Below are 16,541 nucleotides of genomic sequence, written 5' to 3'. Positions count from 1 at the left end.
GGTAGCCTAAGTACTCCCGCCGGTTTGGAGCGTAAAGCCCACATCGTGCTGGCGGCGGTAGACGTTCTTGCCGCTTAGTCGGCGAATGAGTTCTTTGGCGGCTAAGCGGCCCATCTCTTCTCTGGGTGAAAGAATGGTAGTGAGCTGAGGGGTTACATGCTGACCAAGGGGCAGGCCGTTAAACCCGGCAATGGCGATATCCCCTGGCACGCTTAGCCCTTGACGTTGAGCCGCCAGCAGGGCGCCTGCCGCCAGGTCGTCGTTGGCAAAGTGAATGGCTTGGGTATGAGGGTATTGCGCGAGCACTTGGGCCAGTCCTTCAGCGCCCGCCTGTAGGCTGCCCAGGGTATCTAGTTCCAGTAGTGGGGCGTCGATTCCTTTCTCCTTTAGTACCGCTTTATGGCCTTCGTAACGCATGCTGGCGCGATAATCCTGCGAGAGCCGGGCGCCTACATAAACAATCTGGCGGTAGCCTTTTTCGATAAGATGGCCGGCCATGCAGCGGCCTGCCGCCACGTGATCCAGGCCAACGTTAAGATCCATGCCTTTGCCCAGCTCCATCACCTCCATAATGGGGTGATCCCAGTTCGCCAGCAACGTATGACACGCCTTGTTATGGCGCAGCCCAGCGGTGACCAGTGCAGAGCATGACCAGCCCAGAAAAGTACGTACCAACTGATACTCGCGGTCTAGATCGTAGTCGGTGTTACCTAGCAGTATCTGGTAGCCCTCGGCTTCCAGCGTCTCCTGCAGCCCCTTGATGACTTCCACAAACACGCTATTGATCAGTGACGGCACGATCACGGCAATCAGCCGCGAGCGGGAGGAGGCCAGACTACCGGCTACCAAGTTGGGTACGTAGCCCAGTTTCTCTACGGCTTGTAGAACACTCAGGCGTGCACTATCGCTGACCTTATCAGGGTTGTTCAGTGCTCGAGATGCGGTAATCGGTGATACCCCTGCCGCTTGCGCCACTTGGCTGAGCGTGACTTGGTCGGAGCTTCGGCGCTGCCTAGCAGGGCTGGGAGAGGCAGCGTTGGGCGAGTCTTTAGACATTGGTCGCACGTCCCTGATTTTCAGCTTGTCGTAACGCCAACAATAATCTAAAACGAATGGTAGCGCTATCATGACAGCGCTACCATTTAGCTTCTAATTGCACCGCGACGATAGCAACAAACACAACAACGTTCTCAGTAACAGTCTCAACCACCGTCTCAACAACAAAGAGGTGCCGTTAGGTGAGCCAACACGATAAGCAATCACTTCAAGTAGGTCTTATTGGCCTGGGCGCCATGGGCATGGGTACGGCCACCGCTATGCTCAAGCAGGGCTTTAATGTGACCGGGTGTGATATTTCCGCTGGGGCACGCGATGCCTTCGTGGCAGCAGGGGGGCAAAGCGTAGCCACTCCTGCCGAGCTTGCTCACTGCCATATCGTGTTGGTGGTTGTCGTTAACGGGGCGCAGGTTGAGCAAGTGCTGTTCGGTGAGCAGGGTGTGGTAAGCCACTTGGCTCGAGACAGTCTGATCATACAGTGCGCCACGGTGGCGCCCAGTCAGGCCAAACAGCTTGGTGAGCGTGTGGCGGCAGAGGGCTTGCTGCTGCTGGATGCGCCGATTAGCGGCGGTGCTGCTAAAGCCAAAAGTGGTGAACTATCGGTAATGGCATCCGGGGCAACGGAGGCATTTACCTACGCCGAAGCGGTGCTAAACGCCATGGCTGCCAAGGTTTATCGCCTTGGCGATGCGCCTGGCGTTGGCTCAAGTATGAAACTGGTCAATCAACTGCTGGCAGGTGTGCATATCGCCACCGCTGCTGAGGCCATGGCGCTGGGCATTCGCATGGGGCTCGACCCAGAGGTGATATATGACGTCATTACCCACTCGGCGGGCAACTCCTGGATGTTCGAAAACCGCGTGCCGCATATCCTGAGTGGTGACTACACGCCGCTTTCGGCGGTGGATATCTTCGTCAAAGATCTCAACATTGTGCATCAAACCGGCCGCGAGCTGGCATTGGCAACACCGGTAGCGTCCAGCGCTCTGCAGCAGTTTACCGCTGCCAGCGGTGCAGGTTTTGGTCGCGAAGATGACTCGGCAGTGATTAAAGTCTACCAGCGGTTATCGGGCATCGCGTTGCCAGAAGCTGCCAACGACGCCCAGGGAGCCGAATAAAATGGGGATGGGAGCGAGCATCGTACTGGGCGCCATTGCCGATGATTTCACTGGGGCGACCGACCTTGCCAATAACCTGGTGCGCGGCGGTATGCGCTGCCTGCAGGTGATTGGCGTGCCCCAGCAAGAGGTTGACCTCACTGATATCGATGCAGTGGTCGTGGCGCTGAAATCGCGTTCCTGCCCAGTAGACGAAGCCGTGGCGGACTCACTGGCTGCCCTTGAGTGGCTTCGCCAGCAGGGCGCCCGGCAGCTGTTCTTCAAGTACTGCTCCACCTTTGACTCCACTGAACAGGGCAATATCGGCCCGGTGGCGGATGCGCTGCTGGAAGCCCTGGACGCGTACCAGACGGTGATGGTGCCCGCCTTCCCGATTAACGGCCGTACGGTCTATCAGGGCCATTTGTTCGTGGGTGATCGCTTACTCAACGACAGCGGTATGCAGCACCACCCACTGAACCCCATGCAGGACGCAGATCTCGTGCGAGTGCTCTCCCGCCAAACGCCGCATCCTGTGGGCTTAGCCAACCGGGCGGTGCTTGACCAAGGATCAACGGCAACCCGTGCTCATTTATCTGCGCTGGAAGCACAAGGCGTTCGCCATGTGATCTGTGATTCCCTGGATGAGCAGGATCTGGACGTACTTGCCGAAGCGACGGTTTTACTGCCCTTGGTTACCGGCGGTTCAGGGCTAGGGCAGGCGTTGCCCGCCCAGTACCGCGCCCAGGGTTGGCTAGACACGATCAATGAGCCGGGGCGTTTATCGCCTGCCTCGGGCGGAGCGCTGGTGCTCTCCGGTAGTTGCTCCCGGGCCACGCTGGCACAAGTAGCGGATTTTCTGGCCAAGTACCCTGATGGTGGCTTCGCCCTGGATCCCTTGGCGTTGGCCGAAGAAGGACAACAGCAGGAGCAGGCGCTGGCCTTTGCCCGCAAGCGCTTATCTCAAGAGGCGCCGGTACTGCTCTATGCCTCGGCTGATACTGAAAAGGTTAACGCCGCCCAGCAAGCCCTTGGAGTTGCGCATGCGGGGGCGTTAGTGGAAAAAGCATTGAGCCAACTGGCAGTGACGCTGGTTAACGAAGGCGTGGGCCGGTTGCTGGTCGCCGGGGGCGAAACCTCCGGCGCGGTGGTCTCGGCGCTGGGTATTACCACCCTGCGCATTGGTGAGCAGATCGACCCCGGCGTGCCCTGGACGCAAGCCCCAATGGCGGGTCGCGAAGCGCCGCTGTCGTTGGCGCTGAAGTCCGGCAACTTTGGTGGCGTCGACTTCTTTACCCGGGCGTTTGAGGTGCTGGTATGAGCATCCACTTGCATCGCCATCCCCAAAACAGTTTGCGGGAGCAGATCAGCACCCTGGGCAAGTCGCTGTTTGACCGCGGCCTGACCATGGGCTCCAGCGGCAATATCAGCGTACGGCTAGACGATGGCGGCTGGCTGATGACACCCACCAACGCCTGCTTGGGGCGGCTGGATCCTGCGCGGATCTCCCATCTGGATAACAGCGGCCAACTGCTGAGTGGCGATAAGCCTACCAAGGAGCAGTTTTTGCATATGGCGATGTACGAGGAGCGCCCGCAGTCCGGCGCGATTGTGCACCTGCACTCCACTCACTCGGTGGCGGTCTCTTGCCTGCCGGGAGTAGATCCCTGCGACTGCATACCACCACTCACTGCCTACTACGTGATGCGGGTGGGGAAACTGCCGCTGGTGCCGTATCACATTCCTGGCGACCCCAAACTGGGCGATGCAGTGCGGGGGTTAGCGGGCAAACACAGCGCGGTATTGCTGGCCAACCACGGCCCGGTGGTGGCGGGTAAAAACCTCGAGGCAGCGATCTACGCCACCGAAGAATTGGAAGAAACCGCCAAGCTCTACCTACTACTACGGGGTGAAAACCCGCGAGGGCTAACGCCGGAACAGGTGGCGGAGCTGGAAGCGCGCTTTCCACGGGATTAACGACGTACTTAACAACAAGAGCACCACGATGATTCGATTAGCCGCCAACCTCAGCATGCTGTTTAACGAGCACGCCTTTATGGATCGCTTTGCCGCTGCTGCGAAGGCGGGCTTTAAAGGCGTTGAGTACCTGTTCCCGTACGCCTATGCCGCCGATGAGTTAAGCGATGCGCTGAACAAGCACCAACTGGAGCAAGTGCTGTTTAATCTGCCGCCAGGCGATTGGGATGCAGGTGAGCGGGGCTTGGCGAGCCTGCCGGGTCGAGAAGGGGAGTTTCGTGACTCGGTGATTGAAGGGCTACGTTACGCCGAGGCGCTCAACTGCCCTCGGGTGCATGCCATGGCGGGGCTGCTCCCGGAAGATGCCGATGCCGCGACCCAGGCTGAACACCACGCCACCTATATCCGCAATCTGCGCTTTGCTGCGAGTGAAGCGGCCAAGGTTGGTCGAGAGATACTGATCGAGCCGATTAATACGCGCGATATGCCCGGCTTTTTTCTCGCTCGCCAGGCCCAGGCCATGGCGGTATTGGAAGAAGTAGGGGCAGAAAATCTAAAGCAACAGTTTGATCTCTACCACTGCCAAATTATGGACGGCGACCTGATTCGCCACCTTGAACGCCAGTTCAGCGCCATCGGGCATATTCAAGTCGCAGGCGTACCTGGGCGCCACGAGCCGGATGTGGGGGAGGTGCATTACCCGGCCATCTTCGAGCGCTTAAGCGCGCTGGGCTATAGCGGCTGGATCGGCTGCGAGTATCGGCCTAAGGCCGACACTCGCACGGGGCTGGGGTGGGGCGAGGCGTGGGGCCTAACCACCCACTGATCGGCACTCACTAATCTGCCCCAACTGAATGAACAATAACAACACCACAACAGGATCCTCACGATGCATATTGCCATTACCGGTGCTGCCGGGTTTCTCGGCCAGCGTTTAGTCAAGCAACTGCTTGAGCGTGGTGAGCTTCGCCAGCAACCGATTACCCGGTTAACGCTCCTTGACCAAGTGGAAGCGCCGCAGCCCGCAGCGGGGAGCGTTGCGGTGACATCAGTGGCGCTGGATATTACCCAACCTGGCGCGCTGGATAGCGTGTTAGAGCAGCGACCCGATGTGATCTACCACCTGGCGGCGGTGGTAAGCTCCGCCGCAGAAGCCGATTTGGAACTTGGCATGCGGGTTAATTTCGATGCCACGCGGGCGCTGCTGGAAGGCTGCCAGGAGCAGGAGCTATCCGATACTCGCTTGATTATGGCCAGCTCCGTGGCGGCTTATGGCGGTGAGTTGCCGGAGGTACTGGATGATATGACGGCACTCCATCCGCAAAACTCCTACGGTGCACAAAAAGCCATGTGCGAGCTGCTCATCAACGATTACAGCCGCCGTGGGCTCATTGATGGGCTAGTGCTGCGCCTGCCGACGATCGTGATTCGCCCCGGCCGCCCTAATGCTGCGGCCTCCAGCTTCGCTTCCAGCATCCTACGCGAGACGCTCAAAGGCGAAAAGGCGGTTTGCCCGGTGCCTACCGAGCTGCCGATGTTTGTGATGTCACCGGGCAGAGTGGTGGCGGCGCTGATCCATGGTGCGGAAGTACCGAGCGAAGCCCTGGCCCCTTTTCGTGCCTTTATGCTACCCGGCATTACCGTCACGGTGGCCGATATGCTGGCAGCATTGCGCGATGTGGCCGGCGAGAAAGCGCTTTCGCTGGTACGCCATGAGCCTGACCCGCGCATTGAAGCCATTGTGGCGAGCTGGCCTGCGCGTTTTGACACCGCGAAAGCCAAGCAGCTTGGTTTTGTGGGCGACGACAACTTTAAACAGATTATTGATGCGTTCGTTACTGAACCGTCGTGAGTTCCGGCCTGCCACCCGAGGTAGGCAAAAGCCTGGGGCGACGCTACCAATAGCGTGTGTCGCTCCGCACTCCACCCTCACAACAACATAAAGAGGGCACTTCAATGACTAAGCAACACTCTACAAAGACACCCACAATTACACGCCATGCCCTGGTGGCGGCGATTAGCGGTATTGCAACCGTCGGTATTGCACTACAAGCCCATGCGGCTACGGAAGTGAACCTGGGGCACACCCTTTCTGACAGCTCCCACTACTCAGTGGGTGCAGATGCCTTTAAAGAGGCGCTGGAGCGTTTGTCTGATGGCGAGTTCACGGTAACCGAGCACACCTCAGGGTCGCTGGGCGGCGAGCGGGAGATGATCGAAGGTTTGCAAATTGGCACCGTCGATGTGGTGATTACCTCCACCGGCCCGCTAGGTAACTTCGTTCCCGAAACCTATGTGCTCGACCTGCCGTTCCTGTTCGAAAACTACGACCAGGCGCGCTGCGTGCTGGATAGTGAGCTTGGCGACGAGCTACTGGAAAAAATGGCTGATCACGATTTGGTCGGCCTGGCTTGGACAGAAAATGGCTTCCGTCACCTGACCAATAGCCAGCGAGAAATCGCTACACCAGCAGATGCCGAGGGCCTGCGCGTTCGCACCATGGAGAACGAGGTGCATCAGGAGGCTTTCCGCCAGATGGGTGCTCGGCCAACACCGATGGCCTTCCCGGAACTGTTCACGGCACTTCAGCAGGGTACCGTCGATGGTCAGGAGAACCCGATTACGGTCATCGTCGCCACCAACTTCTGGGAAGTGCAGGACTACCTATCGCTAACCGGGCACGTCTATTCGCCGGCCATCGTGCTGGGGTCGCCGATTCTGCTAGATGGCTTAAGTGACGAAGAGCGTGGCTGGTTTAGGGAAGCCGCTGTCGCATCTGCTGAAGCAACCCGTGAAGAGGTCTCGCGGCTAGAGCGTGAAGGCGTGGCGCTGCTGGAAGAGAATGGTATGACGGTAAAGACCGACATTGATGTTGCTCCTTTCCAGGAAGCGGTTCAGCCCGCCTATGAGATATTTACTTCTGAGTACGGCACCGAAATGCTGGAGCGCATTCAGGACAAAGCCAGCAGTTGCTGAGCGCTTCTTCCTCCCCGGCCTTCGGCGTAGCCGGAGGCCGCTTTGGCATGGTGATCTCTTATGCTAGCGGTATTTCTTCGTTTTGAGCATCAGTTAACCCGGCTTGCAATGCTGATTGCAGTGGTCATGCTGGCGATATCGGTAACCCTCAGCTTTTATCAGGTGCTCACCCGCTTTGTGTTTAACGCCCCTTCTACCTGGACGGAAGTCGCCTCCCGCGCTGCCATGATCTGGTGCGTATTTATGGCCGCTGCCGCCACCTTTCGGGGCGGTTACATGATGGCGGTGGAGGTCGTTTATAAAGTGGTACCTGCGCGTTTTCTCACTCTTTTAGAGGTGCTCATTGTGGTGTGCTGCCTGCTGGTGCTTGGGGTGCTGATCCATTACGGCATCCAAATGACGATGCGGGTGAGCAATCAAACCATGTCGGGAATGAATATTTCGATGTCGTGGGCCTATGCGGCGATTCCCACGGGTTCAAGTTTTGCCATTGTGGCTGTTGCGGCTCGGCTTTTAGCGCAGCTCAGTGGACGTGAAAAGGTAGGGCCGGAGAATAGCGAAATTACTCCTGAGAAGGCGTTGGTTGAAGATGGCCATCTCCCTAAAGGAGGGGCGCAGTCATGAATATGGTTATTGGCCTGTCGCTGATCATTCTATTCACCTTCGGCGTGCCGATCGCGATTTCGATTATCCTGGCGTCAATTATCGGCATCGAATTCTTTACTCGCTTGCCACTGTTGCTGGTGCCGCAGCAGATGTTTATCGGTATTGATAAATTCCCGCTCATGGCGATCCCATTTTTTATTCTTGCCGGGAATTTGATGGCCGCAGGGGGCATCTCCCAGCGCTTGGTGGACTTAGCCAAATCTATCGTGGGGAAGGTGCAGGGTGGCTTGGCCATGTCCTGCGTACTGACCTGCATGATGTTTGCGGCGGTGTCAGGCTCCAGTGTGGCCACCACCTTCGCGATTGGCGCCATCCTGATTCCGGCGATGGTAAAACATGGCTACCCTAAGCCCTTGGCTGCCTCCATTCAGGCGTCATCCGCTGAGCTGGGCGTGCTTATACCCCCGTCGATTCCTCTCATTCTTTATGGCGTGAGCACCGATACGTCCATTGGGCAGCTGTTCCTCGCCGGCATTGGCCCCGGCATATTGATTGGCAGCGCGCTGATACTCTTTCTCTACCTGTTCTGCAAGGTGCGCGGTTACGGCAAGGACGACTATAAAGACAGCACCGGCTTTATGATCTCGGTAAAGCGTGCCTGGGTGGCTATGCTGATGCCGGTGGTCGTGATTGGCGGTATCTATGGCGGGATATTTACCCCGACTGAAGCCTCCGCCGTGGCGGTATTTTTTGCCCTGATCGTGGGCGGTTTCTACTACCGTGAACTGAAGGTCGATGACCTGTGGCCGATTATGCGCCAGAGCGTTGTCTCAACAGCTGCTGTCATGCTGATTATTGCCGCCGCCTCGCTCTTCAGCTTTCTGCTAAGCCGAACGGGGCTGCCCGCGCAAATTGCCACTCTGGTCACCAGCACCATCAATGATCCTCTGATGTTTTTGCTGGTGGTCAATGCATTGCTGTTGGTTGTCGGCATGTTTATCGAAACTTCCGCCGCTATTCTGGTGTTGGCACCGATATTGACCCCGATTGCAATGCAGTTTGGCATCCACCCCGTCCATTTTGGGCTGGTGATGGTGGTTAATCTGGCGCTTGGCATGATTACGCCGCCGCTCGGCGTAAACCTCTTTGCTGCCTGTGCGGTTGCCAAAATCTCGATCGATCAAATGCTGCCATGGCTGGTGCGCTTTGTGCTGGTGGTATTGGCCTGCCTAATGGCGATTACCTATATGCCGTGGATTTCCATGGGGCTGGTGACTGCTTTTTACGGTTAATTTTTTACTGAATCCTGTCGCTTTTTAGCATTACCCGAACAATGACAATTAAAGGAGTGCGATATGCAAGATGCATTAGTGTTACCGCCTCAGCAGGCGCTGATTGGTGGTGAGTGGGTTGATACGGCCACTACCTTACAAGTAGAAGCACCAGCTTCGTGTGAGCCTTTGGCACGTATAGCACGTAGCCAGGAGGGTGACGTAAAGGCAGCCGTTAAGTCGGCACACCAGGCGTTTTCCGGCCAATTGGGCGAGTGGGCGAGTTGGTCTGCCCGGCAGCGCAGCGAATGGTTGCTACGCTTTGCAAACATTATCGAGGCGCATCACGAGCAACTGGCACAGCTTGAGTGTGCTGATACCGGGAAGCCTATGACTCAAGCCAGGGGCGATATTGGTGCCTGCGCACGCTACTTTCGCTTCTATGGCGGTGCGGCGGACAAGCTTCACGGTGAAACCATCCCCTTTGAGACCGACTTCGCGGTCATGACCCTGCGTGAGCCCTACGGCGTGTGTGCGCAAATTATTCCCTGGAACTACCCATCGCAGATCTTCGGGCGCTGCGTAGCGGCGGCGCTGGCCGCGGGTAATACCGTTGTGCTCAAGCCCGCGGAGGATGCCTGTTTAAGCGTACTGCGTTTAGCGCAACTGGCAGTGGATCATGGCCTTCCGGCGGGTGCACTCAACGTGGTGCCAGGGCTTGGTGCTGAAGCGGGCGCTGCCCTTGCTGCCCACCCAAACATTGATCATCTCTCCTTTACCGGCTCGCCAGAGACCGGCACCCATGTCGCCCAGGCGGCCGCGCAGCACCATGTACCCGTCACCCTGGAACTTGGCGGTAAGTCTCCCCAATTAGTGTTTGCTGATGCGGATCTTGATGCCGCGCTTCCTGCGGTGGTGCGCGGCATTATTCAGAATGCCGGGCAGACCTGCTCCGCAGGCAGCCGTTTGCTGGTGCAGCGGGAGATCGCTGAGAGCGTGGTTGCTAATCTCTGTGAGCGCTTCTCTGCTTTGCGCTGTGATGCCGGCGAAGCGGACGCTGACTGCGGCCCACTGATCAATGCGCGTCAAAAAGCCAAGCTGGAAGCGCGCTTGGCGGCCGCCGAAGCCGACGGTATTCGCGTGGCAGCAAAAGGTCAGTTAGCGGCAAGCGCGCCAAGCGGCGGCCACTTCGTAGTGCCTCAACTACTCACCGATATTCCCGAAGGGCATGAAGTGCTTCAAGAAGAGCTGTTTGGCCCAGTGCTGGTGGTGCAGGTGTTTGAGGACGAAGCGGAAGCTCTGGCGCTGGCTAATGCCACCGATTTTGGACTCTGTGCCGGTATTTGGACGCGCGATGGTGGCCGTCAGCTCCGTTTGGCCAAAGGGATTCGTAGCGGCCAGGTATTCATCAACAACTACGGGGCCGCCGGTGGTGTAGAGCTACCATTTGGTGGTGTTGGCCGTTCCGGGCACGGTCGGGAAAAAGGCTTTGAGGGCCTGCGAAGCTACACTCAGATTAAAACTATCGCGATTAAACATTAACGGACGAACCAGCTTTAAGGTGATAACAATGACATCAGTCAGCCAAGTAGGCATCGTCGGCGTGGGCCTGATGGGCCATGGGATTGCGAGTAGCCTGCTACGCGCAGGCCATCAGGTCAGTTTTCTGAACCACTCCGGTAACCAGCCAGTAGATGAGCTATTGGCAGCCGGTGCCATCGCGTTGAATACAGGACGAGAGGTGGCCCAGAGTGCTGAGGTGGTGATTTTATGCGTCACCGGCTCGCCTCAAGTAGAAGCCGTGTTGTTTGAACCCGACGGCGTATTAGCGGGGTTAAAGCCCGGTTGTGTCGTGGTGGATTGCTCCACTGCGCTGCCCAGTTCAACAGAAAAGGTCGCTGCCAGAGTCACAGAGGCTGGCGGGCGCTTTATGGATGCCGCCATGACGCGCACCCCCAAAGAAGCGGCTGAAGGGCGGCTCAACTTGATTGTCGGTGCGCCGAAGGCACTGTTCGATGAAACGCTGCCTCTGCTGCAGGGCTTTGCCGAAAATATTGCCCATGCGGGCGATGTGGGCGCGGGGCATACCCTTAAACTGCTGCATAATTTTGTTTCGCTTGGGTTTTCTGCGGTATTGGCGGAGGCCACTGTCGCTTCACGTAAAGCAGGCATCAGCGATACCGCCTTGCTTGAAGTGCTTGGCGCAGGTGGTGGCGGTGGGGTAGTACTCGAGCGGCTGCGCCCCTATATCGCTGATAATGACCCTTCAGGCTTTAAGTTTAGCGTTGCCAATGCCAGCAAGGATCTTGGTTATTACCACACGATGACCGAAGACCTTGCCGTGGAGGGAGGTATCGCTGAAGCCGTCCGCAACCTGTATAAATCGGTAGAGGATCAAAGCCTGCCAATACCCGCACTAATCGGTGTGCTTGAGCAGCGTTAAGGTAGAGGGTGACTCAACCGTTATTATCTCTACAGGGCGTCCCATACGCCGCCAAAAACACATCCACGGCGCTACTGACCTGATGATGCAGCTCTTCATCGCTGGGGAGGTGGCGAACGCCCATGCGGACTTCTGTGACCAACATGCCTTGCCACATACTGCACAGGTGGCTGGCGGCAAGCGTGGGTGTGCCAAGCGTTAAATGCCCGGTTTGGGCTAGTCCCTCCAATTTCTCCTGCAGCCACTGCTTAGTGGCCCAAGGGCCTGCCTCAAAAAAAGCCTGTAGCAGCTCAGGGTGCTGCTCTCCCTGAGTGTTCATCACCCGCTCAACCGCCAAGACATGGGGTTCCAACAAAAAGTGCACTAAGCTCATGCCGACTTCGATCAATGATTGGCGAACCCCCTCGTGGGTGTCGGGCAGTTTATCTAATCCCCTGCGGATGATTTCGGTTTCGCGACGTATCACACTGCCAAACAGTGCCTCTTTGGTCACAAAGTGGCCGTAGACTGTGACTTTGGAAACCCCCGCTTCCCGGGCAACGGCTTCCATCGTTACCCCCTCTAAACCGTGGCGAAAAAACAGACACGTCGCCGCATCCATCATGGCATCCCGTTTAGCCATATCCTTGGGTCGTCCAGCGCGGCGCTTTGGTTCAGGCGATGTATGTTGGGGCTCTGTCATTCGGTGCAATCCGGGCTATTGAGTAAATAAATATTGAACGTGAGCGTACAAATATTATAGTGAACGGTATCGTTCAAGAATAAACCATTTCGAGGCGAACATGGGCACTCCTCTAAAAACTTCCTGGAACCACCGGTTTCGCGGCACGCTGGCGGCGCTGTTGATGGTAGGTGGCACACTGGCGACGGTGTTTTCTCTCTCCAGTCAGCACAGCAGTGCTCAACAGACCCGCCAGCAAGGCGCTGATAACGCCCTGTTACAGGTGTCGACCAAGGCCCTGGAGCAAGCCGAGCAACTGCAACGCGATGTGCGCTTAACCGGACGTGTGGTGGCGCGCCAGTCGGTATCGCTGGCGTTCGAACCCGCGGGGCGGGTCAGTGCTGTGTCAGCAGACAGAGGCGATGCTGTTGAACAGGGGGATGTGCTTGCCACGCTGGATACCCGTCGATTGGAAAGCCGCTTAGCAGAGGTAGCTGCACGCAGTGAAGAAGCCCGTGCCAGCCTCGCCCTGGCTCAGCGCCAGGAGGAGCGTGAAGCGCAGCTAAACCAGAATAACTTTGCCAGCCGCACGGCGCTGGATCAGGCCCGGACAGATCGACTGACCCTCCAGGCTCGCCTGGCGGCGCTGGCAGCCGAGCGCGATAGCCTTACCGCCGATTTGGATGACAGCACGTTAAAAGCGCCCTTCGGCGGACGAGTGATCGAGCGCCATGTCAGTGTCGGCAGCTTGGTGAGTAGCGGCACTACCGCTTTCGATCTTATCGATGTCGAGCAGTTAGAAGCGCATCTTGGCCTACCCGCAGCGCTGGCCGCGACGTTTACGCCAGGTGAAGCCGTTGAGCTGATGGTGAATGGTGAGGAAGTCAGCGGTAAGGTACGTGCTCGGCTCCCCCAGGTTGATAGCGACAGTCGCACCCAGACGCTGGTGGTGTCGCTGGAAACCCCAGACCATGCCGTGCCCGGCGATCTGGCAGAGCTGCGCTACAAGATCACAGAGCCCGCAAACGGATACTGGGTGCCGTTGGATTCCCTGCAAGCCGCCGACCGTGGCCTGTGGAACGTATTGGTGGCCGAGCCGTTAGAGAACGATCACTACCGTGTGGCCCAGGCCAGCGTGGAGCTATTGCATAGCGAAGGAGACCAGGCCTTTGTACGCGGCACGCTGGCGTCGGGCATGCGGCTGATTACCGGTGGCACCCACCGTGTAACGCCAGGTCAGCAGGTCACGCTAAGCGAGGAAGTGGCCTATGAAGCGCCTTGAGTGGTTATTTAACCGTCGACTGTTAGCGCTAGCCCTGGGCCTTCTCGTTGTCGCCGGGCTGTCGGCCATTCAAACGCTGCCACGCGCGGAAGACCCCCATTTGGTGGCGCGCATGGCCACCGTGCTTGCGCCTTTTCCTGGCGCCACCCCCGAGCAGGTCGAAGCTTTAGTGGCGCGTCCCATTGAGGATGAGCTACGCACCATCGCTGAGATTAACGTGCTGGAATCCACCTCACGCCAGGGCATTGCGGTGATTAGCCTTGAGCTTGAGGATGCCGTGACCAATGTAACGCCGGTGTGGAGCCGCGTGCGCGACAAGCTGGCCGATGTCGCCCCTACCCTGCCTGACGGCGTGCAAACGCCGGAACTGCTGGATGATCGGGGCTACGCATTTAGCATCGTGGCCGCATTGCGCTGGACACTGGATACCCCGCCCAATCCCCAACTGATGGAGCGCTACGCCGAGCGTTTGGAAGCAGCGTTTAGAAACGTCCCTGGCACAGAGTATACCCACCGCTTTGGCGTGGCGGGGGAGCAGGTTGAGGTGAGGGTTAACCCGCTTGAACTGAACGCCTTGGGGCTCTCCGTCGGGCAATTAGCGGCCACTATTGAGGCAAGCGATGGACGACGTACCGCTGGTGAAGTGGTCACCGACGGCCACCGGCTGACAGTGGGGCTAAGCGGTGAGTTTGATGCGCTCGATAGGCTACGCGAGATAGAAGTGACGACTCGGCAGGGGCACACCGTAAGACTTGGCGAGTTGGCTGAGCTACGCCGGGGCGTGCAAGACCCGCCCGCCGCAGTGGCACTGCTTAACGGCGAACGAGCGGTGTATGTCGGCGCACGCATGGCGCCCGGCCAGCGAATTGATAGCTGGGTGGAAAAAGCACAAGAGCAGTTGGCGGTGTTCGCCGATGAGCTGCCTGTCGGTATCGCGGTTGAAGAGGTTTTCGAACAGGCCAGTTACACCAACCAGCGTTTAAGTGACGTGGCTGGCAGTCTGCTGATGGGGTTAGCGCTGGTGGTAGCGATCCTGTTCATCACCATGGGCTGGCGCTCGGCGGTGACGGTGGGGTTGGCGATCCCCGCCACGGCTCTGCTCACCCTGGCGTTCTTCAAGCCGCTGGGTATCGATATTCACCAGATGAGCATTACCGGTATTATCGTGGCGCTGGGGCTGATGGTCGACAATGCCATTGTGATGACCAACGCCCTGCGCGAGCGCTTTTTGAAAGGTGATTCAGCGCTTGCCGCTACCCGGGACACATTACGCCACTTAGCGGTGCCGCTGCTGGCCAGCACCTTAACCACCATATTGGCGTTTATGCCGATTGTGTTGATGCCAGGCCCTGCGGGGGAGTTCGTGGGGCCCCTGGCCATGGCGGTGATGGTCGCACTGGTAAGTTCTTATCTGGTTTCGCTGCTGCTGGTGCCTGCGCTGTCACCCATGCTGTTAGCCAGGGTCGCTGATAAACCTCCAACGCCTCGAAATAACGGCGTCAGTGGGATGCTCAAGCGCGGCTTCCGCCGTACGGTACGCAGCGCGCTGCGTCACCCCTGGGCCGCCATGATCATCACCCTGTGTGTGCCCGTGGGTGGCATGGCGTTGATGCCCACGCTGGACGTGGCGTTTTTTCCTCCCGCAGACCGCGACCAGTTTCACATCGAGGTGCGCCTGCCCCCCGCCAGCAGTATGGCCAACACCGAAGCACTGGCCCATGAAGTCGATGCCATGATTCGTGAGCTGCCGGGCATCACCCGCGTCTCGGCGTTTGTCGGTGAAAGCGCACCAATGATGTACTACAACGTGCTTACCAATGAGGATCACAACCCGGCATTTTTGCACCTAATCGTGGACACAGCGTCTTTACAAATCACTAATGAACGGGTGCCCGCCTTACAGCAGGCGCTTGATCGGCATTTCCCCCAGGCCCAAAGCGTAGTGCGCAAGTATGAGCAGGGGCCGCCGTTTAAAGCCCCGATTGAGCTACGTGTCTATGGTGATGATCTATCAGTGCTGTCATCGCTGGGACTTGAGCTAGCGGGCTTAATGCATCAACTGCCTCAGGTGACCCATGTGCGCGCTGGCATGCAGCGTGATTTGCCCAGGTTAACCCTGGATATCGACCACACCGCACTGAGTGATGCGGGGCTAGCGCCGCAGCGGCTAGCGGAACAAGTAGGGGCCGCGCTCTCGGGGCAATCGGCAGGCATGTTGCTGGAGGACACCCAGCAACTACCGGTGCGGGTGCGCTACGCCGATGAGTGGCGCACTAACGCCGAACAGCTGGCGGCGCTGCGCCTGGTCAGCGATCAAGTAGCTGAGGGACTGCCACTGGCGGCGGTGGCAGAGGTGTCACTCACGCCTGCCTGGAGCGTGATTACCCGCCGTAACGCTGAACGGATGCAGTTGGTACAAGGGTACCTGGTGGCCGACGCTCTTCCGGCGGTCTCCATGGCTCAGTTGGATGCCAAGCTTCAGGCAGCGTTGGCGTCGGGGGCGTTTCAATTGCCCCCTGGTTACCGAATCGAAACCGGTGGTGAAGCCGCCGAGCGAGATGATGCCGTGGGCAAGTTGCTTGCCTCGGTGGTGCTGCTGGTCATAGCCATGGTGGCCACCGTGGTATTGGCATTTAACTCCTTTCGGCGGGCCGCCATCGTGTTTATTGCCGGCGCCCAGGCGATGGGCATGGGCATTGTGGCGCTGCTACTAAGCGGGCATGCGTTTGGCTTTGTGATTATCGTCGGCATTATGGGGCTGGTAGGGGTAGCGATTAATGCCACTATTATCATTATTGCTGCCTTTGATGACGATGAAGCCGCCCGCCGAGGCGATATCGATGCCATGCTGGCGGTGATCAGTGGCCCCACCAGTCGGCATATTGTTTCGACCACGGTCACTACCTTTGCAGGCTTAATTCCGCTGATGTTGGCTACCGGTGGGCTATGGCCACCATTCGCGCAAACCGTTGGTTTTGGACTGCTCTTAGCGACGCTAGTGTCGTTTTTCTTTACCCCTGCGCTTTATCGGCTGTGGGTATCGAGATCGGCTGACGTTGAGCCTCATGACCGCACGACTATTTTACAAGGATGAGTAAAATAGAATGTATCAACAATCGGTCAAAAGCGTAATGAAGCGAGTGGATAACGCCCTTTATCTAGTCAAAGAGCA

At 58.1% G+C, this 16,541-nt stretch carries 14 protein-coding genes; 12 read left to right on the top strand and 2 right to left on the bottom strand.

What is annotated here, in order from left to right:
• Window positions 1-6: 6 nt before the first annotated feature.
• Complete coding sequence (locus HALTITAN_RS00925; protein WP_027957121.1) at window positions 7-1,056, bottom strand: LacI family DNA-binding transcriptional regulator; 1,050 nt, start codon at window positions 1,054-1,056, stop codon at window positions 7-9.
• Window positions 1,057-1,238: 182 nt separating this feature from the next.
• Between HALTITAN_RS00925 and ltnD the strand changes: the two genes are divergently transcribed.
• The 10 genes from ltnD to HALTITAN_RS00875 all read left to right on the top strand — a co-directional run bounded on the left by ltnD (window position 1,239) and on the right by HALTITAN_RS00875 (window position 11,426).
• Window positions 1,239-2,174, top strand: a complete 936-nt coding sequence (ltnD, locus tag HALTITAN_RS00920; protein WP_009285968.1) for an L-threonate dehydrogenase — start codon at window positions 1,239-1,241, stop codon at window positions 2,172-2,174.
• A gap of 1 nt (window position 2,175) precedes the next feature.
• Window positions 2,176-3,474 carry a 3-oxo-tetronate kinase gene (gene otnK / locus HALTITAN_RS00915; protein ID WP_009285967.1) on the top strand — a complete coding sequence of 433 codons (1,299 nt, stop codon included), beginning with the start codon at window positions 2,176-2,178 and terminating at the stop codon, window positions 3,472-3,474.
• Window positions 3,471-4,130, top strand: a complete 660-nt coding sequence (gene otnC, locus HALTITAN_RS00910; RefSeq protein WP_027957118.1) for a 3-oxo-tetronate 4-phosphate decarboxylase — start codon at window positions 3,471-3,473, stop codon at window positions 4,128-4,130. Before otnK ends, otnC begins: the two co-directional genes overlap by 4 nt.
• A gap of 28 nt (window positions 4,131-4,158) precedes the next feature.
• The gene (gene otnI, locus HALTITAN_RS00905; protein ID WP_009285966.1) at window positions 4,159-4,956 is read left to right on the top strand and encodes a 2-oxo-tetronate isomerase; all 798 of its coding nucleotides are present in this window, start codon (window positions 4,159-4,161) and stop codon (window positions 4,954-4,956) included.
• 63 nt (window positions 4,957-5,019) lie between these two features.
• Entirely contained in the window at window positions 5,020-5,982 is a 963-nt protein-coding gene (denD, locus tag HALTITAN_RS00900; RefSeq protein ID WP_039857379.1) for a D-erythronate dehydrogenase, read from the top strand.
• 104 nt (window positions 5,983-6,086) lie between these two features.
• Window positions 6,087-7,106, top strand: a complete 1,020-nt coding sequence (locus HALTITAN_RS00895) for a TRAP transporter substrate-binding protein (RefSeq protein ID WP_051051768.1) — start codon at window positions 6,087-6,089, stop codon at window positions 7,104-7,106.
• Window positions 7,107-7,166: 60 nt separating this feature from the next.
• Window positions 7,167-7,730 carry a TRAP transporter small permease gene (locus HALTITAN_RS00890; RefSeq protein WP_009285964.1) on the top strand — a complete coding sequence of 188 codons (564 nt, stop codon included), beginning with the start codon at window positions 7,167-7,169 and terminating at the stop codon, window positions 7,728-7,730.
• Window positions 7,727-9,004 carry a TRAP transporter large permease gene (locus HALTITAN_RS00885; protein WP_009285963.1) on the top strand — a complete coding sequence of 426 codons (1,278 nt, stop codon included), beginning with the start codon at window positions 7,727-7,729 and terminating at the stop codon, window positions 9,002-9,004. Before HALTITAN_RS00890 ends, HALTITAN_RS00885 begins: the two co-directional genes overlap by 4 nt.
• Window positions 9,005-9,067: 63 nt before the next feature.
• A complete protein-coding gene (locus tag HALTITAN_RS00880) occupies window positions 9,068-10,525 on the top strand; it encodes an aldehyde dehydrogenase family protein (RefSeq protein WP_051051765.1) in 1,458 nt (485 codons plus the stop codon).
• A 28-nt stretch (window positions 10,526-10,553) separates the two neighbouring features.
• Window positions 10,554-11,426, top strand: a complete 873-nt coding sequence (locus tag HALTITAN_RS00875; RefSeq protein WP_039857376.1) for an NAD(P)-dependent oxidoreductase — start codon at window positions 10,554-10,556, stop codon at window positions 11,424-11,426.
• A gap of 13 nt (window positions 11,427-11,439) precedes the next feature.
• Here HALTITAN_RS00875 and HALTITAN_RS00870 read toward each other — a convergent pair whose 3' ends face one another.
• Complete coding sequence (locus HALTITAN_RS00870) at window positions 11,440-12,108, bottom strand: TetR/AcrR family transcriptional regulator (RefSeq protein ID WP_039857375.1); 669 nt, start codon at window positions 12,106-12,108, stop codon at window positions 11,440-11,442.
• Between the two features lie 100 nt (window positions 12,109-12,208).
• On the opposite strand from HALTITAN_RS00870, the gene HALTITAN_RS00865 reads away from it, so the two are divergent.
• Window positions 12,209-13,369 carry an efflux RND transporter periplasmic adaptor subunit gene (locus HALTITAN_RS00865; protein WP_009285962.1) on the top strand — a complete coding sequence of 387 codons (1,161 nt, stop codon included), beginning with the start codon at window positions 12,209-12,211 and terminating at the stop codon, window positions 13,367-13,369.
• Entirely contained in the window at window positions 13,356-16,463 is a 3,108-nt protein-coding gene (locus HALTITAN_RS00860; protein ID WP_009285961.1) for an efflux RND transporter permease subunit, read from the top strand. The genes HALTITAN_RS00865 and HALTITAN_RS00860 overlap by 14 nt, the downstream gene beginning before the upstream one ends.
• Window positions 16,464-16,541: the final 78 nt, after the last annotated feature.

It is taken from the genome of Vreelandella titanicae BH1 (assembly GCF_000336575.1).
Lineage (GTDB): Bacteria > Pseudomonadota > Gammaproteobacteria > Pseudomonadales > Halomonadaceae > Vreelandella > Vreelandella titanicae.
This window is presented reverse-complemented; position numbering and strand designations above follow the sequence as displayed.